The sequence below is a fragment of the Rhodococcus sp. 4CII genome (genome assembly GCF_014256275.1).
Lineage (GTDB): Bacteria > Actinomycetota > Actinomycetes > Mycobacteriales > Mycobacteriaceae > Rhodococcus_F > Rhodococcus_F wratislaviensis_A.
In genome coordinates this window covers 1827454-1843764 of sequence record NZ_JACCFE010000002.1, presented here as the reverse complement: position 1 = coordinate 1843764, position 16311 = coordinate 1827454, and the positions used below count along the sequence as shown (strand labels likewise).

Sequence of the window (16311 nt, the reverse complement as noted above, 5' to 3'; positions counted from 1 at the left end):
TCCGTCGAGCGCGGTCGATCAGATTTGTGATGATACGCACTCCCGATCCACGGCGCAGCGCTGCGCCGACGGGCCGATCGGGGGACGGGCGATTCGTCCGATTTTCGGCCCGATCGGGGGACGGGCGCCGAGTGAGATTCGCGACAGGATGATTCGCATCGAGTTGAACCCACGAACGGAAGAGAGCGATGTCGACGATTGCGAGCACCGGGTTGGCCGAATTGGCGTCCGAGTGGTGCACGGAGGCGGAGATTCAGGTGCAGTCGGCCGTCGTCGCGGGCGGACGGAACAGGACACGGAGTGTGCTGTTCATCGGCAACCCGTCCACCGTCACCGAGGTGACGCACTGGGCTGCCGTGCGGCACTGGACGGTGGAGCAGGGGCTCAAACCCGTCCGCGATTTCCGCGGCGACGTGCTCTGCGCGATTGTCACCGAAGCAGTTGCTCACGGCACCGGTTCCGGTTCGGATGCGGCCGTCGTGCAGCGTGTGCGTGCCCGCGGCCTGGATTGCATCCCGGTCTACGACATCGAGCCGTGGGGGACGGCCCGGTTGTCCGGTGGGGTTCCTCCTACATCGGCTCCGTGAGTACCCGCTGGGCGGCTGGCCAGAATTCGAATCCCGCCGTCATCAACCCGCCGAGCCCGATGATGAGTACCGCGGCGTCGACGCTCGTGCGTCCCTCCTTGGCCCAGTAGACGTCTTCCAGATCCAGCAGCAACGCCAGTTCGTCGACGATGAGCGCGGTGCCGACGCCGTACGAGATCGGCACCGTCGGGTGGCGGCGTTGCTTCTCCGAGCCGCGTACCGCCACGGCCCCGACCCCGGCCAGCGCCGCGATCCCCAGGTTGTAATGGTGGAAATGCCGGCCGTGCAGACTCATGCCACCCCCGGACGGTCCGTGCCCACGCCTGATCCAGTGCGTCAACGCCCGCACCCCCGCGAACGTCAACGTGAACGCCGCCCACGACACCACCGCCGACTGCTCGCTTGGATCGAGCTTCCTCCGCCACGCCGCACGCAGCCGGTGCCAGCGGCTGGGGTGGGGTGCATCGTCGAGCGGCTGAGCGGTCACCGATCAATGGTGCCACCTATGCACGTGACCTACATGGAGTTCGGTAGTCGAACGTTGCTATAGGTGCAGCAGTTACGAGACACCGAGGCATCCCGAGATCTCAACTCTGCTGGCAGTCGGTGCCACCAACGGACCCTGGGTTTGAGCGTGCCGAGCGCGTGGATGCGCTCCCGGCACGATGGGAATCCACAGTCAAATTGTGCTCAATTTGACGCTTGGGCTATACCCGCACCCTAGCCGTCGCCTGCTGATCCGTCCGCGCCGGCGACGAGAACACCCCACCGACGAACGTATCCATCGTTTCCCTGACCCGGTCGAGAGCGCGTGCATCCACGCAGGCATGGTCTCGGGAATTACTGTGAAGTTGGAGCAGACACGCCGAGATAACAAAGTCCTACGAGGTCCATTCACTGTGCGTGCCCACGCGGAAACGGGCAAAGGGGCTTGCTAGCAGCGTGTGAGGTTTGGGAGGTTTAGCTGTCGGATAGATCCAAATACATTTTCTGCCATCAGCTTGTGCCCAAAGCGATTTAGGTTAATACCGTCTTCTCCGAAGTTAAAGCTGCCGGGCATCCATCCGGCAGCAATGGGGTCAATAAAGGGAATGCCTTCACCGTCTGCGGCTGCACGAACTGCGTCCCGTGAGGCCGCAACTCTCGCCGGATCTTCCTTCGGCGGCGCGACTGGACCCAGGGCAATGATTTGAGCGTTGGGGAGTCCGGCACGAATTGCGGAAAATACCTTGCGTGCCTTATCCGTATTATCCTCACCCCCATCATCATTGGTGCTCCCCTGGATGACTACCACGTCAGGGCTCGCTTCGATTACCGCATTCACGCGCTGGAGGTAGGCACTTTCGCCTTCCGCCGGTTGACCGGGATTTGTGTATCCGGTGCCACCCTGCCCGAAGTAGGCGCCATCCCAGCAGAATAGCGCTGCGACTTGCTGACCAAAGCCCTCGTCGATCGCGGCACCAGCTCCTGCCGTGTACGAGTCGCCCAGAATCGCCAGTTTGCTGTTGACCTGGGCTGGCGCGGGGCCGGGAGTGTAGGGCGCGATGGCGCTCGCAGGCGGAGTCCGTTGCTCATTCGCGTAGTACATGCCGGCGCCGGCGACGATCGCGAACGCGATGAAAGACCAGAAGGCCACGGTCTTCGGGTCGCGTTTTACATCGGACACTGAACGCGGCTTCTTCGACATAGCGAGCATTCTCCCGCATGCCCCCGTTGGCTAAGCATGTAGACCGACTGAATGAACGTGCAACCATGTGGTACGCGACCTCGCGCACTGCGGGCCCCTCTCTCAAATCCAGGGGGTGTCCTGCGGAGGCGAGGCCAACGGGACGGAGCGGCGCGGCTTTCATGTCGTTGGTCGAACAAAATGGGTGTCGCTTCGCGAAGATCCGTGTGAACAAATCGTGCGACCGTTCGGGAGACTACTCGTCGCCGACATCTCCGAAAGTCCGAACCGATAGTGCAGGGACCTCGCGGCCAGTGGTGGTCATCTAGTGATCAGATCGGATCGAAAAGGACTGCGGTCACGCTGACCCCGACGAGACCTACCCGGATTGCAATGAACGCTCAAGCCTCGTCAGGAACGGCTGTGCGCCGCTATCCCGGATCAGCAGCGTTCACACACGGTGGGCGTTCGTGCTCAGCGTCCACAGTGCGCTACAGACCGATATGGGAAGCAACAAACGTGGGCAGGGTCAAGCGCTCCAATCTGACTTGCGGACAATTTGCGGCAAAATACCGAAAATTCGCCCAGTTGGCTAGGACCTTCGGCCCTATCCGCAACGGCCAAGATGGTGTAAACCGTGTCATTCGTTCGATCTATAGACCCGTGACCTGCGTAGGAACCTGTTCTCGCCGTTGAACTCTCGTTGGTGTGACTCTCGCCACTCCAGTTGTAACGAAGATGGTTGAAGGTGCGATCATAAACCCGGCAGCAATACAGGGGGGCGGTCGTTATCTACCGCCAACAGTCGCAAGACAGCAGCGCTTGCCGGCTTATTGGTACTCAGGTGGAAGGCACGAATGGTGACCGCATTCGATGTTCCGCTCGGCCCTGCCTCAGGCACGCCGGGTGCAACAACGGTCTCTACGGAGACGGGGCGACTCAGGAGTCGTAGAGAGTGGCAGGCGGCGTACATACGTCGTCTGTTGATCTCCGACACCCTAGTGGTGATTGCCGCCGTCGCGTTGGCCCAGTGGATTCGCTTCGGCGATAGTGGTGTTCTCACGGCCGGCGAAGCCATTCGCAGCCTGAGTTACACGCTGGTGTCGGCCCTGCTGGTGGTCGCATGGCTGGTGACGCTGGTGATCTTTCGGACCCGCACCATCCGAGTCATCGGTAGCGGTCCCGACGAGTACCGCCGCATCTTCGTTTCGACGGTGCGTCTCTTCGGTTTCATCGCGATCCTGGCACTCCTCTTTCGACTCGACCTGGCACGCCTCTACCTGGCGATTGCGTTCCCCGTGGGCTTGGTTGCCCTGATGGTGAACCGCTGGGTGTGGCGCCAGGTGATCACGCGCAAGCGTTCGCGGGGCGAGTTTCAGACCTCCGTACTGGTGGTTGGTGGGGAACGTTCGGTGCGCAGCCTTGCCGAATCCTTCGCCCGCGGTACTGCCGATGGCTACCGCGTCGTCGGCGTGTGCATCCCGGGGCATACCGGTACACACGGCGACAAGATCACCGTGAACGGGCGCGAGATTCCGGTACTCGGAGACGAGCAGGACGTGGTGGATTCGCTGGAGTTTTGCCGGGCAGACACCGTGGCAGTCACAGCAACTGAGCACCTCGGTCACGATGGCATGCGGGACCTGGCGTGGGCGCTGGAGCCTCACCATGTCGATCTTGTGGTCGCTCCGGGAATGATGGACGTCTCCGGCCCTCGGCTCTCGATGCGCCCCGTTGCCGGCCTCCCCCTGATCCATGTGGAGAAGCCGCAGTACCACGGTGCGCAGAGGTTCTCGAAGCTGTCATTCGACTTCGTCTTTGCAACCCTCGCGTTGATCCTGATCAGTCCGGTTCTTCTGGCGGTCGCGATCGCAATCAAGCTGACCAGTAAAGGCCCTGTCTTCTACAAGTCTGAGCGAATGGGCTTGGACGGTAGACCGTTCCCGATGCTCAAGTTCCGGAGCATGGTTGTCGACGCAGACAAGCAGGTGGCCTCTCTGATGAAGGTGAACGAGGGTGCCGGGGTGCTGTTCAAGATGCGCGAAGATCCGCGCGTGACGGGGGTCGGCCGCTTCATGCGCAAGTTCAGCATCGACGAGTTGCCACAGTTCATCAATGTCCTTCGCCGCGAGATGAGTGTTGTAGGACCTCGTCCGCCGCTGCGACGCGAAGTTGAAGCCTACGACGGGACGGTTCGGCGCCGACTGCTGGTGAAGCCTGGCGTTACGGGACTATGGCAGGTGAGCGGGCGATCGGATCTGTCGTGGGAAGAAACTGTGCGACTCGATCTCTCATATGTAGAGAACTGGTCAATGATGGGCGACTTGTTAATCATCGGGAAAACGCTGCGGGCGGTGGTGGCTGGTGCGGGTGCGTACTGACCGTCGCCGTCGTCAACTAACACCGCACGCTCGCCATGAGCCAACTGCTCCGCGGCGAGCGTGCGCGAGATTCGTGGTCAACCTAGCGCTCATGCGAGGACATTAGTGTGAATGATCCGCAGAGCCTCACCCGCGGTGAGCTCGCACGAGGAGCTATATGGACATACGGGGCTATGGCCGCAAGCACGGTTGCGCAGCTCATTTACACAGCAGTTGCGGCGCGATCCTTTACTCCGTCGGACTTCGGGGCGTATGCAATTGCAATCTCCACTGTGCAGGTAGCAACATACTTCGTCGGCTCAGGGGTATCGCAGGCCATCCTTCAAAGCCCGGATTCGGACCAAGATGTAGCAGGGCTTGCCGTCCGTCAGGTGCTCATCTCGGGTACCGCAATCGGCCTGCTCCTTACGCTTCTCGCGACCAATATCGAGATCATTTGGAACATTGACGGCTTAAGCCAGATGATGCTGATTGCGGTTGGTATTCCACTTTGTGCTGGAATCTCCTCGATCTCAATGTCGATTCTTCGAAGAAGAGGGCAGTTTAAGGCGGCGTCCCTTCGTGAGACGCTCGGATTGGTGGTCAGCTTTGCGATGACTCTTGCGCTAATATCCGCGGGCGCGCCCGCATACATCCTTGTAGTCGGCTCGCTCGCCTTCCCGGTGTTCGTCGCCCTCTTAGGGTGGTGGGCTCTGAAGCTGTTTCCGATTCCGAGTGGTGCAGTGACTTCAAGACAATTTCTTCGAGTGTCCTACCAGATTGGTATGCAGAATCTCGTGCATTACGCGATTCTTACGCTTCCGCTGTGGCTACTCGGAAGAATAGCTCGCGCGTCGGATGTGGGCCTATTCTCAAGAGCGCAAAACGTTTCTACTATCCCAATGAATAGCCTGTCCGCGGCATTTACTAAAGTGGTATACCCCAAACTTGCAGCGATGGGGCGTCATGGGCGCGACTTAACTGATCCGATCACTGGCGTTATTGGAATAGCGTCAATTATAGGGTCTGCATGCTTCGGCGTCATCGCTGGATCGGCCCAGCCACTAATTGCCATCTTGCTTGGCTCGCAATGGGCAGATGCGGACGGACTGCTGACACTATGGACGATCTTTTGCACGATCAACCTCTGCTACATCGCCGCGAGCTCGGCCCTCGAATCGCAGGCGCTATTTGGCCAGATTTGGCGCGTCCAGCTAATTGGTGGAGCAAGTCTTGTTTTGACGCTGACGGTTGCCGTCCTTCGGTTCCCCACTACGGAGGGTGTCCTAGCGTGCGCAACGGTGGCGCTTGGTGCCTCTCACGCAGACCAGCTACGGCGGCTAAAGAACGCACGGATGATAAATATTCGCCGTGCAATGAACTCCTATCTGCAAGGTACTGCTACCTATATTGCCGCGTGGGGTTCGGGTGCAGTGGTCGCAAATATAATGGGAGGGCCAACTTCCGCAATTGCACTCCCTCTCACCCTGGTCGCGTCGCTGGCCGCAGTGATAGGTATTTGTGCCGTGTGTTGGAGGACGAGGACGAGTCGTATAGCTATGGGCGTGCTCAGGGAACTGGGGCGATCCCGGAAGGTGGCACCGTCATGAACGGTTGGTCAGTCGCAAGTCCAGTCGGTGGGCTGAGGGGCGCCGGCCTAGGAAATCAAGTAATTCCGATGGGTAAGGCTTGGATCGCTGCGCAGACTTTGGGCAAGAAGTATATAGAGATGCCGTGGGCGCTCAACCCGCGGGGATACCGTGGTGAACTGCAGGCATCACGCACCCAATCAGTTGAGTATTTTGGTGTGCAGATATTCCCGAAACACAGTATTGGGGAACAAGAATTCATCCAGTCCGGAATTCTAGATTATGCGGACTTCATATCGGCAAAATATAAGAATACTTCCGCGCCATGTACTATAATCCATAAATCAGGAATGGTGGGCGGCTACCGGGCTATCAAATCGTCCCGCGAATTCATTCGGACCAGAATACTTGGCACCAGCGCTGCGTTGTCGAACCAACAATGCCGCCTGATGGAGAAGTATCGTCTTAGCGGCCCAACTGTTGCGGTTCATGTCCGGGCTGGCGATTTCGCAGACGAACCGCCGATGCCCGGTACGTTCAACCGACGAATACCCGTGACATGGTACCGGGATGTAGTGGCCGAAATCGACTCGGCCTTGGAAAACTATACGCTCTATTTGGTGACTGAACCATCGGGTCTTGCCACCTGTAACAGCCTCGCAACGATTGCGAGTCGTGCACACCGTTCGATCGTGGTGAGCGGATCCCCGACATCAGATCTATCGATAATGGCTCGCGCCGACCTGCTCGTATGCTCTGTCTCAAGTTTCTCGATGCTGGCAGCCTTTCTATCCGAGGGCGAATATGTCTGGTACGCGCCGCATCTCACGCGAGTATCGGGGCGGGGATACATATGGCCGCCCGAGAGCAACTACAGGTTCGATGCGCAGAATGAGGAACGTTACACCCGAGGACGAGGTGTTCCGTACCCGCTAGATTCCGCCAACCTCGATGACGCGCTTGCAGGAATCCAAAATTTGGCCAGGCTCCGTAGCTCGAGTCGCGACCTACTTCAGCACGGGTACGTAAGGACGGAAGGAGAATCAGATGCTGTCGGTAGCGCTGATCATGGCGAGTCATAATCGTGGGGCCCTGACTGAGCAGTGCGTTCGCAGCATTCTCCAGCAAATTTCCGACGAGTATCTAGTTCGGGTCTGGGTCGCCGATGCGTCGAGCAATAGCGACACGCGTGAGAGACTAAGTCGCGTAGACGGTCCTATCTCAGTTGAACGTGTGCCCGCAAAGTGGTTCTGGGCGCAATCAATGAGCCATGTCGAGGTGAGGGCACTCGGGGATGATCCACAGATAGTGGTGTGGATTAACGATGATGTTGCCCTTGCGGATGACGCGCTGGCACGATTAATTTCGTCGTGGCAATCGCGACCGGATCGGAGCAACTCGGTCGTCGTTGGCAGTATGCGAGACGCCGAAGGATCTATAACGTATGGCGGCATCAGGCTGGGCTACCCAATCACTCGATGGGAGCACATCGTTCCCGCCTCAGAACCGATATTGGCTGACGCCGCAAATGGAAATCTTCTACTAATCCCGACAGAACTGTTGCGCCGGATTGGGGGATTGGATTCTGAATTTGAGCACTCGTACGCGGACTTTGACTGGACACTCAGAGCGCACCGCGCCGGCGCGGAGATTGTTGTTGCGCCCGGTTGGTTTGGGTTGTGCGAACGTAATCCAGTGGGGGAGTCATATCAGGCTCCCTCTATCACCTTGTCTGAGAGGTACCGACGTGTACTTCACACGAAAGGCCTTCCGTGGCGAAGCCACTACAGATACCTGCGAAGACATGCAGGTGCAATCTGGCCAGTGCTATTTGCGTACCCATACCTGCGGATCTCAATAGACCATCTACTTCGGAGATTCTGAAATGTACCGTACAGCGTCGATTCAGACTCGCGAACTGCCGATACATATTTCGGATATTAGCGAGGAAGAGTTATGTCAACTCGTTACCTCGCGGTCTTCCGATGAGGATTGGGGAATCGTTGTAACCCCGAATATGCACCATATTGCTCAATTAGAAGTCGGCTCGCCGATCGATGCGGCCTATCACCTTGCGAAGTTCGTCGTTGCTGATGGTTGGCCAGTGGTAAGCCTCGCGCGGCGGTTAGGTAATCCCCTGCGTGGTCGTACAACAGGTTCCGGGTTGATCACTCGGGTCTCGAAGTGCGCAGTAGATGGACGTCGGGCATTCATCATCGGAGGATCGACCGAGTCCAGCGGAATAATGCTAGCTGAAAAGATGCGGGCAAGAGGTTGGTTGACTGAGGTAGACCACTTTCCTGTTGGGTCGTTCGGAAGCGTCGAAGCGCACGATCGGCTTTACCGGGCGGTTGAGCGATTTGAGCCCGATCTTGTAATTGTGGGTATCGGTACTCCAAGACAAGAAATACTTGCAGTTGAGATATCGGCACTTCCGGGAAATGGCTGGATACTATGCGTAGGCGCGGGAGTTGACTACGCGGCGGGGGCTCGATCTCGATCCCCTGTCATTCTTCAACGCCTGGGTTTGGAGTGGATGTATAGGATAGCGCGCGAGCCAAATCGACTCCTTCTTCGTTATCTTCGCGATGTCCCCCCATTCGTAGCAGTTGCACGACGTTCAACTACCGGGAGATCAAAGTGACAGATGCAAAAGTGCTGATTGTGACGCCAATGCACAATGAGCGTTCAAATATCGGCGATTTAGCACTCTCGTTATCGAAACTCTCATTTCGGGCATTTGACTGGGTAGTCGTCGATGATGGCAGCACCGACGATTCGGTAATGCGGCTTAATGAGAAAGGCGCTATTCAGCGATTTCGGCTTGAGGTTCGCCGAAATCATGGAATGCTGATTGGTGGCTCCGCATTCTCGGCGTGGCGTCATGGCGTTGATGCCGCTGGAGATCTGGCGAAATATACGCATATTATGAAGCTAGATGCTGACGTGAGACTTCCAACGGACTACTTCGAGCTAGTATTGGATAGATTCACCGACGATGTCGGTGTAGCTGGGGGAGTCATCGAAAACCCCAAAATGAGAGAGCAACGTCTCCACGTTCCTGGACCGGTCAAACTCTACTCAGTACGCGCCTATAGAATCCTCGAAGAATTGCCGTCTGCGGTAGGTTTCGACGTGATGGATGAAGTCGCGATCCAGCAACGCGGACTTTCAGTGGCAGTTGTCGAATCTGCCCGATTTGAGCTTGCGCGAGCAATCGGCGCGAGCCAGGGTGGCCTTCATGGCAGGTACCGGAATGGCAGGGTCTGCAGGTGGACAGGGTACGACCCCCTGTATTTTGCTCTTCATCTTCTTCGCTACCTTGCACGCCGGCCGTACATTCTCGGGTCGTTTGCGATGCTCCGCGGTTTCGTCACCGCGGGCACTGGGCCATACGCTCATCATTTGAAGAAGGCGCATCGGAGTATTCAACGCGGCAAGTTAACACGCGCTGTGCGCAGCCCGGTGTCTTGGGTCAGAAACACCTACGGAATTGGGCTGAAGGAGGAGGCTCCCGATGCCATCTAGGCTAATTCGACGTCTCGATACCGTGGGGGCGAGCTGGATTCTCCGTCGAGCAGGTGTCCAGTTCGGCACTGTTCTATTGAGAGGACGGCCGATAGTGTCTCGCTTCGACAGGAGTGTGATTTCTCTCGGCGACAATGTTGTTCTTTGCAGTAGAAGTCAAGATACAGCGCTCGGGGTAACGACGCCGGTGATTTTGAGGACGCTACTGCCCAATGCGTTATTGAGCGTCGGTGACGATGTGGGAGTTAGCGGGGCAGTAGTATGCGCGGCGCGCTCGGTAGTGATCGGGAATTCGGTGTTAATCGGCAGTGGGGCGATTATCTGTGATACAGATTTCCATGCGCCCCGTATGTCGGATGGACGTCGTTACGCTCCTTTGCCCGATCCGGCGGAGTCTGATGGTGTTGTGATTGGTGATGAGTGTTTTATCGGAGCCAGGGCAATGATTCTTAAAGGGGTCAAAGTGGGTGCAGGATCAGTCGTTGGTGCTGGAAGCATTGTTACGAAGTCCGTGGCTCCAGGTAGCATTGTGGCTGGGAATCCTGCCCGTGTGGTTGGCGCAGTTGTGGATTCGTGATGCGTATTGGTTTCGCTGCGCCGGTTGATCCGACTGCGCTCTTGCGGCATATTCCGGACCTGCCAACTGAAGGTGTGTACTCGTTCCCGTATACGGCCGCCCTGGTTAATGGGTATCTTGATAGGGGTCATTCGGTTGTCGTATTTGCGCAATCGTCTTCCCCGGGGCCAAAGAGAACCTACTTATCTAAAGATGGAAATCTGACTGTTCATATCAGTCGCCGCCGGAAGGCGGCTCGACTGCGAGCGGCCGATCTTTTCTTGTTGGAGCGGCGACGTATTGCTAGATTGATACGGCGGTCCGATGTTGACGTCGTTCATGCGCATTGGACATATGAGTTCGCCGCTGCGGCACTTTCCTCAGGAAAGGCGACCGTTGTTACAGCACACGACTCTCCGTTGGCGTTAACCCAGAACTTCGCCGGGTTCTATTGGCGGAGAAGGAGTCAGCTCGGCACTAAAGTGCTCCAGCGTTCGGTTTCGCTCACTGCGGTATCGCCCACGCTTGCAACTGAAATCGCGGCGAGCGGATCTCGTGAGCGACCAATTGTGATCGCGAATGGGGTTGAAACTCCGGACGGAACTGCGGTCCGCTCAGTGCAAAATGTTGACTCCCCATCTTTTATGTGCATCGCAAATGGATTTGATGGACGGAAGAACACGGCGAGTGCGGTCAAAGCCTTTCAACGGTTTAGGCGAACTCTTCCTAACTCAAAGCTCACGATGATTGGACTCGGTCACGAACCTGGAGGCGCCTGTGAACGGTGGGCGCAGTCGGTTGGTCACTGCACCAACATCGAATTCTTGGGGTGTATCCCGCACGAACAAGTCATTTCGCTGCTCAAATCTAAGATCGATATCCTGGTCCACACCAGTCGATGGGAAGCGTGTAGTCTGGCAATCTTGGAGGCCCAATCGTATGGGATCCCAGGCATCGGGGGAATGGATTCGGGTGGAGTCGCGTATACGCTAGGAGAAGGAAATTCCGGAATCCTGGTTGATGTTCAATCCGCAGAAGATATTTCGTGCGCGATGAGCCGACTTGTTTCGGATGAGGATTTCTACGAGCAGCAAAGCGTCGCGGCCATTTCGCAATGCCAAGGTACATTCTCTCTTGATCTTGTGGTAGATCAATATATAGAAGTTCTGGCAAAAGCCGCGGACTCGCTAATTCCGTCGTTGGGCGAAGGCGGAATGTGACATGGTCTCGTGGGCTCCTCTCCTGGGTTTCATTGTGGTTTCGTCCATCGTGTTTGCGAAACAAGATGTGAAACTCGGTACCACTGCGCTTTTTTGCATGGCCAGCTTTTCTGCGGTCACGGAAAATGACCAAACTCCATCCCCTCTTTTCGCGTTGGGCGGAATTCATCTATTCCCCTATGATGTCATAACCATTGCATTAATTGTGGTTTCCGTGGTTCAGAGAAAACAGCTGTGGAGAAATTTGCGCCCGTGGCTTGTGGTGATGCTAGCGCTCTTGCCCTTGTTGATGGTTTCGGTGGTCGTGGGCTATGTGAAGTATGGAAACGCCTCCCTCGTTGAGTTCCGTCCTTTTGCGTATTTTATGGCTGCGATTGTAGCCTTTGCGAGTATTGAGTGGTCCGATTCGAGTGTCCGCAGGCTTGCATTACTTACTACACTGGCAGCATCCGGCGCGATCGTGATTATCGCCGTGGCACGGTTAATGGACGTTGGCTTCGTGAGCTCGGACGAGTTCTTTATTGATGTGACCGGTACGTACAGAACTTTGCGTCCGGTCGTGGCATCGCAGGCTGCGGTGCTCGGTTCAGGCTCAATCGTTGCGCTGGCCGCGTGGATCCGTTCCGGAAAAGTCGGATACGTATTCTCCTGGATTGTGTTGACATCTGTTGTTGTGGTGGTTCAGCATCGCTCCGTTTGGATTGCGACTTTTTTTGGAATTGTTACACTTGCTGTGATCTCTCGGGGTCGGGCAATAAGTACTCGCTTTGTTGCGGCTATTGTGTGCTGGTTGTCATTTGCGACGCTTCTCTATCTCACGGGTGCTCTGGATTTGCTCCTTGATAAATTGAGCACCTCCTTTGCAGACGTTTTCAGCGCTCGGAGTACTGTTACGAACAGAACATCTGGTTGGGACCTGCTAACTGATGAGTTGTTTGCGCAAAATAGCGCTGCGTCCGCGTTGGGTCTGCCAATGGGGCATGGTTACGCGCGTATTGGTCCGTCTGGCCTGATTGAGACTTATCAGCCTCACAATTGGTATGTTCAACTCCTGCTGAGGGTTGGCGTACTAGGTGTCACCTGTTTCGTAGTTGCGGTGCTACTTGCAGCTCGTGACGCGTGGACGGTACGCGAATCGCGTTTGCATTTTGCTCTTATCGCGTTTGTGTCTGTTTTTGTATTGGCGTATGGATTCATATGGTATTTGGCTCCATTCTTTGTGTTCGGAGCTTGTGTCGTGGGGAGGGGGTGTGAAAGTGAGGGGGGTGGCGCGTTACAGCGTTCTTATCGTGAGCATTCACCTTGATTTGATCATGAGATTAAATTATATGTGAGGCTGGGCGAAAATCGATACTGAAAAGAAGGCTAGAGGCGATAATGAAGAAAGCGTTTGTGTCCGGAATTACGGGTCAAGATGGGTCGTACCTCGCGGAGTTGTTGCTGAGTAAGGGGTATGAGGTTCATGGCCTAATCCGCCGGTCATCGACGTTCAATACCTCACGAATAGAGCACTTGTATGTCGATCCCCACGATCCCGAGGCAAAGCTGTTTCTGCACTACGGCGATCTAAGCGACGGCGCTCGCCTAGTCACGTTGCTCTCGCAGATTGAACCGGACGAGGTTTACAACTTGGCAGCGCAGTCCCACGTTCGTGTGAGCTTTGACGAGCCTGAACACACTGGTAATACGACTGGGGTTGGTTCGGTACGCCTGCTTGAGGCTGTCCGCCTTGCCGGGTTGGACTGCAAGTTCTACCAAGCGTCCAGCTCCGAGATGTTTGGCGCTACCCCGCCCCCTCAGAACGAGGAGACGCCGTTCTACCCTCGCTCGCCCTATGGTGCGGCCAAGGTCTACTCCTACTGGGTGACGAAGAACTACCGCGAGGCGTATGGCCTTTTCGCCGTCAACGGGATCTTGTTCAATCATGAGTCGCCTCGTCGCGGTGAGACGTTCGTTACTCGCAAGATCACTCGCGCGGTGGCGCGGATCAAGGCTGGGATCGAGGAGAACCTTTACATGGGTAACCTCGACGCAATCCGGGACTGGGGCTACGCCCCGGAGTACGTCGAGGGAATGTGGCGAATGCTGCAGGCCGACGAGCCCGACGACTATTGCTTGGCTACCGGCGGTCGGTACTCGGTGCGCGATTTCCTCACGGTGGCATTCGAGCACGCCGGCTTGGACTGGGAGAAGCATGTCCGATTCGATGAACGTTACCTCCGGCCCACCGAAGTTGATGCGTTGATCGGCGACGCAAGTAAAGCGGAAGAGAAGCTCGGGTGGAAGGCCTCGGTGCACACCCCCGAGCTGGCCAAGATCATGGTCGACGCCGACATCAAGGCGCTTGAGCACGAAGGTCGCCCCTGGATTGATTCGCCGTCTCATCCGGACTGGGAGATCCTGTGATGCCCCAGTCCACCTGGTCTCTCGACCGGACAGCGCCGTTCTTCGTTGCGGGACATCGCGGCCTCGTCGGCTCGGCCATCTGGCGAAAGCTGGAGGCGGCGGGGTTCGACCGTCTGATCGGGCGATCGTCGCACGACTTGGACCTGCGCGACCGAGCTGCTGTGTCCTCGTTCTTCGCGGAAACAAAACCACGGTATGTCGTTCTGGCTGCCGCCAAGGTGGGTGGCATCTTGGCGAACAGTAGCTACCCGGTGGACTTTCTCTCCGAGAACCTGCGCATCCAGGTCAACGTGTTGGATGCGGCTCTAGAACACGGGGTTGAACGACTGTTGTTTCTGGGGTCGTCGTGCATCTACCCGAAGCTTGCTCCGCAGCCGATCAAGGAGGAGTACCTCCTCACCGGTCATCTCGAGCCCACGAACGATGCCTACGCCATCGCGAAGATTGCGGGAATCCTGCAGATTCAGGCGGTCCGTCGCCAATACGGGCTCCCGTGGATCTCTGCCATGCCGACCAACCTCTACGGCCCGGGAGACAACTTCTCGCCGCAGGGTTCGCACGTCCTCCCTGCCCTGATTCGGCGGTTCGATGAGGCACGTCGGAGTGGCGCTGGCTCGGTGACAAACTGGGGTACCGGATCGCCGCGTCGAGAGTTTCTGCATGTCGATGACATGGCCTCGGCATGTCTTCATCTGCTCGAGAACTACGACGGGCCGGACCAAGTCAATGTTGGAACGGGAGAGGACTCCACGATCCGAGAGATCGCGGAGATCGTTGCCGACGAGGTCGGCTATGGCGGCAAGATCGAGTGGGACACCACGAAGCCTGATGGCACGCCGCGCAAGCTTCTCGATGTCACCAAACTGCGCCAGTCCGGGTGGGAGCCCACGATCGGTCTTCGAGACGGAATAGCGTCGACCGTCCAGTGGTACCGCGAGCATGTGAATACTGTCCGCACCTAGTCGGCGATCGAACTCGACATGTCCGCTGTCTTTGATAGGTAACTCGAAATGACAACACGCATCGCAGTGTTCGGCACCGGCTATCTTGGTGCAACCCATGCGGCATGCATGGCTGAATTGGGCCATGAAGTGCTCGGCGTCGATGTCGACGCGGCAAAGCTCGCCAAACTCGAAGCCGGCGAGGTGCCCTTCTACGAGCCGGGGCTCGAAGAAGTGCTGCGACGGAACATCGCCGCGGGGCGCCTTCGGTTCACGTCTTCGTACGAGGAGGCGGCCGACTTCGCCGACATCCACTTCCTCGGTGTTGGTACTCCGCAGAAGAAAGGGGAGTTCGCTGCCGATCTGAAGTTCGTCGATGCGGTGATCGAAACCCTGGCACCGCTGCTCACCGGTCCCGCGGTGATCTTCGGAAAGTCGACGGTCCCCGTCGGTACGGCCGAACGACTGGGCGCGCGCGCTCGGGACCTGTCGCCGGCGGGGGATACCGTCGAGGTGGCGTGGAATCCCGAGTTCCTCCGTGAAGGCTTCGCCGTTCAAGACACCCTGCACCCGGACCGCCTGGTCCTCGGAGTTGATCGCAACCGTCCCGGCCGAGCCGAGTCGGTTGCGCGCGAGGTCTACGCGCAGCTGCTGGACGAGGGCATCCCATTCCTTGTGTCCGATCTTGCGACCGCCGAACTGGTGAAGGCCTCAGCGAATGCGTTTCTCGCGACGAAGATCTCGTTCATCAACGCGATCGCAGAGGTATGCGAAGCAGCCGGTGCCGACGTCACGGTGCTTGCCGACGCAATCGGCCATGACGCTCGAATCGGTCGGCGCTTCCTCAATGCCGGTCTCGGTTTCGGTGGTGGCTGCCTGCCGAAGGACATTCGGGCATTCATGGCGCGGGCCGGTGAGCTGGGAGCAGACCAGGCTCTCACCTTCCTACGCGAAGTCGACAACATCAACATGCGGCGTCGTACCCGCATGGTCGAACTCGCGCGCGAAGCATGCGGTTCACTCTTGGGCGCGAGGGTTGCGGTGCTCGGTGCGGCATTCAAGCCGGACTCCGACGACGTGCGGGATTCCCCAGCCCTGAATGTTGCCGGTCAGATTCAGTTACAGGGCGCCGCTGTCAACGTGTATGACCCGAAGGCAATGAACAACTCGCGGGCGCTGTTCCCCACACTCGGATACTCCGACACGGCTATGGATGCCTGCGAAGGCGCCGACGTTGTCCTGGTGCTGACCGAATGGCCGGAGTTCCAGAAGCTTCAGCCCGCAGATCTGGACGACGTGGTTCGCAACAAGGTCCTCATCGACGGCCGCAACTGCCTCGACCCCCAACAATGGCGCGACGCCGGCTGGAACTACAGGGGTCTGGGAAGGCCCTAGCGGAACGTAGGGCAGCGCTGGAGCCGTCTCGTCCGGCGGCCTTTTGAGTTGCCGTCTAGGCTG

The 16311-nt window shown here is 57.7% G+C and carries 14 protein-coding genes; 12 read left to right on the top strand and 2 right to left on the bottom strand.

The window, feature by feature from the left end:
- Positions 1-188: 188 nt before the first annotated feature.
- Positions 189-587, top strand: coding sequence for a hypothetical protein (locus H0B43_RS09370; protein ID WP_185728166.1), 399 nt, complete (start codon positions 189-191; stop codon positions 585-587).
- On the opposite strand, the gene H0B43_RS09365 is transcribed toward H0B43_RS09370, so the two are convergent.
- Entirely contained in the window at positions 571-1074 is a 504-nt protein-coding gene (locus H0B43_RS09365) for a hypothetical protein (RefSeq protein ID WP_185728167.1), read from the bottom strand. The genes H0B43_RS09370 and H0B43_RS09365 overlap by 17 nt on opposite strands.
- 447 nt (positions 1075-1521) lie before the next feature.
- Positions 1522-2274: an SGNH/GDSL hydrolase family protein gene (locus H0B43_RS09360; protein WP_185728168.1), complete on the bottom strand. Its 753-nt coding sequence runs from the start codon at positions 2272-2274 to the stop codon at positions 1522-1524.
- Between the two features lie 836 nt (positions 2275-3110).
- On the opposite strand from H0B43_RS09360, the gene H0B43_RS09355 reads away from it, so the two are divergent.
- From H0B43_RS09355 to H0B43_RS09305, 11 genes are all read left to right on the top strand, one after another.
- Entirely contained in the window at positions 3111-4634 is a 1524-nt protein-coding gene (locus H0B43_RS09355; protein ID WP_185728169.1) for a sugar transferase, read from the top strand.
- Positions 4635-4741: 107 nt separating this feature from the next.
- Complete coding sequence (locus H0B43_RS09350; protein ID WP_312033853.1) at positions 4742-6223, top strand: oligosaccharide flippase family protein; 1482 nt, start codon at positions 4742-4744, stop codon at positions 6221-6223.
- A 1026-nt stretch (positions 6224-7249) separates the two neighbouring features.
- Complete coding sequence (locus H0B43_RS43085) at positions 7250-8086, top strand: glycosyltransferase (RefSeq protein ID WP_185728171.1); 837 nt, start codon at positions 7250-7252, stop codon at positions 8084-8086.
- Position 8087: 1 nt separating this feature from the next.
- A complete protein-coding gene (locus tag H0B43_RS43080; RefSeq protein WP_185728172.1) occupies positions 8088-8846 on the top strand; it encodes a WecB/TagA/CpsF family glycosyltransferase in 759 nt (252 codons plus the stop codon).
- Positions 8843-9730: a glycosyltransferase family 2 protein gene (locus tag H0B43_RS09335; RefSeq protein ID WP_185728173.1), complete on the top strand. Its 888-nt coding sequence runs from the start codon at positions 8843-8845 to the stop codon at positions 9728-9730. Before H0B43_RS43080 ends, H0B43_RS09335 begins: the two co-directional genes overlap by 4 nt.
- 94 nt (positions 9731-9824) lie before the next feature.
- A complete protein-coding gene (locus H0B43_RS42795) occupies positions 9825-10307 on the top strand; it encodes a DapH/DapD/GlmU-related protein (RefSeq protein ID WP_185728174.1) in 483 nt (160 codons plus the stop codon).
- Entirely contained in the window at positions 10307-11506 is a 1200-nt protein-coding gene (locus H0B43_RS09325) for a glycosyltransferase family 4 protein (RefSeq protein ID WP_185728175.1), read from the top strand. Before H0B43_RS42795 ends, H0B43_RS09325 begins: the two co-directional genes overlap by 1 nt.
- A 34-nt stretch (positions 11507-11540) precedes the next feature.
- Complete coding sequence (locus H0B43_RS09320; RefSeq protein ID WP_185728176.1) at positions 11541-12812, top strand: hypothetical protein; 1272 nt, start codon at positions 11541-11543, stop codon at positions 12810-12812.
- 71 nt (positions 12813-12883) lie between these two features.
- Positions 12884-13912 (top strand): GDP-mannose 4,6-dehydratase, encoded by a 1029-nt coding sequence (gene gmd, locus H0B43_RS09315; RefSeq protein WP_185728177.1) that lies wholly within the window; start codon positions 12884-12886, stop codon positions 13910-13912.
- Complete coding sequence (locus H0B43_RS09310; protein ID WP_185728178.1) at positions 13912-14874, top strand: GDP-L-fucose synthase; 963 nt, start codon at positions 13912-13914, stop codon at positions 14872-14874. The genes gmd and H0B43_RS09310 overlap by 1 nt, the downstream gene beginning before the upstream one ends.
- 48 nt (positions 14875-14922) lie before the next feature.
- Positions 14923-16248 carry a UDP-glucose/GDP-mannose dehydrogenase family protein gene (locus H0B43_RS09305; RefSeq protein ID WP_185728179.1) on the top strand — a complete coding sequence of 442 codons (1326 nt, stop codon included), beginning with the start codon at positions 14923-14925 and terminating at the stop codon, positions 16246-16248.
- The last annotated feature ends 63 nt before the right edge of the window (positions 16249-16311 follow it).

Coding starts and splice junctions, on each gene's coding strand:
- H0B43_RS09355 (WP_185728169.1), top strand. CDS start 3,111: ATGGTGACCGCATTCGATGTTCCGCTCGGCCCTGCCTCAGGCACGCCG.
- H0B43_RS43080 (WP_185728172.1), top strand. CDS start 8,088: ATGTACCGTACAGCGTCGATTCAGACTCGCGAACTGCCGATACATATT.
- H0B43_RS09325 (WP_185728175.1), top strand. CDS start 10,307: ATGCGTATTGGTTTCGCTGCGCCGGTTGATCCGACTGCGCTCTTGCGG.
- H0B43_RS09370 (WP_185728166.1), top strand. CDS start 189: ATGTCGACGATTGCGAGCACCGGGTTGGCCGAATTGGCGTCCGAGTGG.
- H0B43_RS09305 (WP_185728179.1), top strand. CDS start 14,923: ATGACAACACGCATCGCAGTGTTCGGCACCGGCTATCTTGGTGCAACC.
- gmd (WP_185728177.1), top strand. CDS start 12,884: ATGAAGAAAGCGTTTGTGTCCGGAATTACGGGTCAAGATGGGTCGTAC.
- H0B43_RS43085 (WP_185728171.1), top strand. CDS start 7,250: ATGCTGTCGGTAGCGCTGATCATGGCGAGTCATAATCGTGGGGCCCTG.
- H0B43_RS09310 (WP_185728178.1), top strand. CDS start 13,912: ATGCCCCAGTCCACCTGGTCTCTCGACCGGACAGCGCCGTTCTTCGTT.
- H0B43_RS09360 (WP_185728168.1), bottom strand. CDS start 2,274: ATGTCGAAGAAGCCGCGTTCAGTGTCCGATGTAAAACGCGACCCGAAG.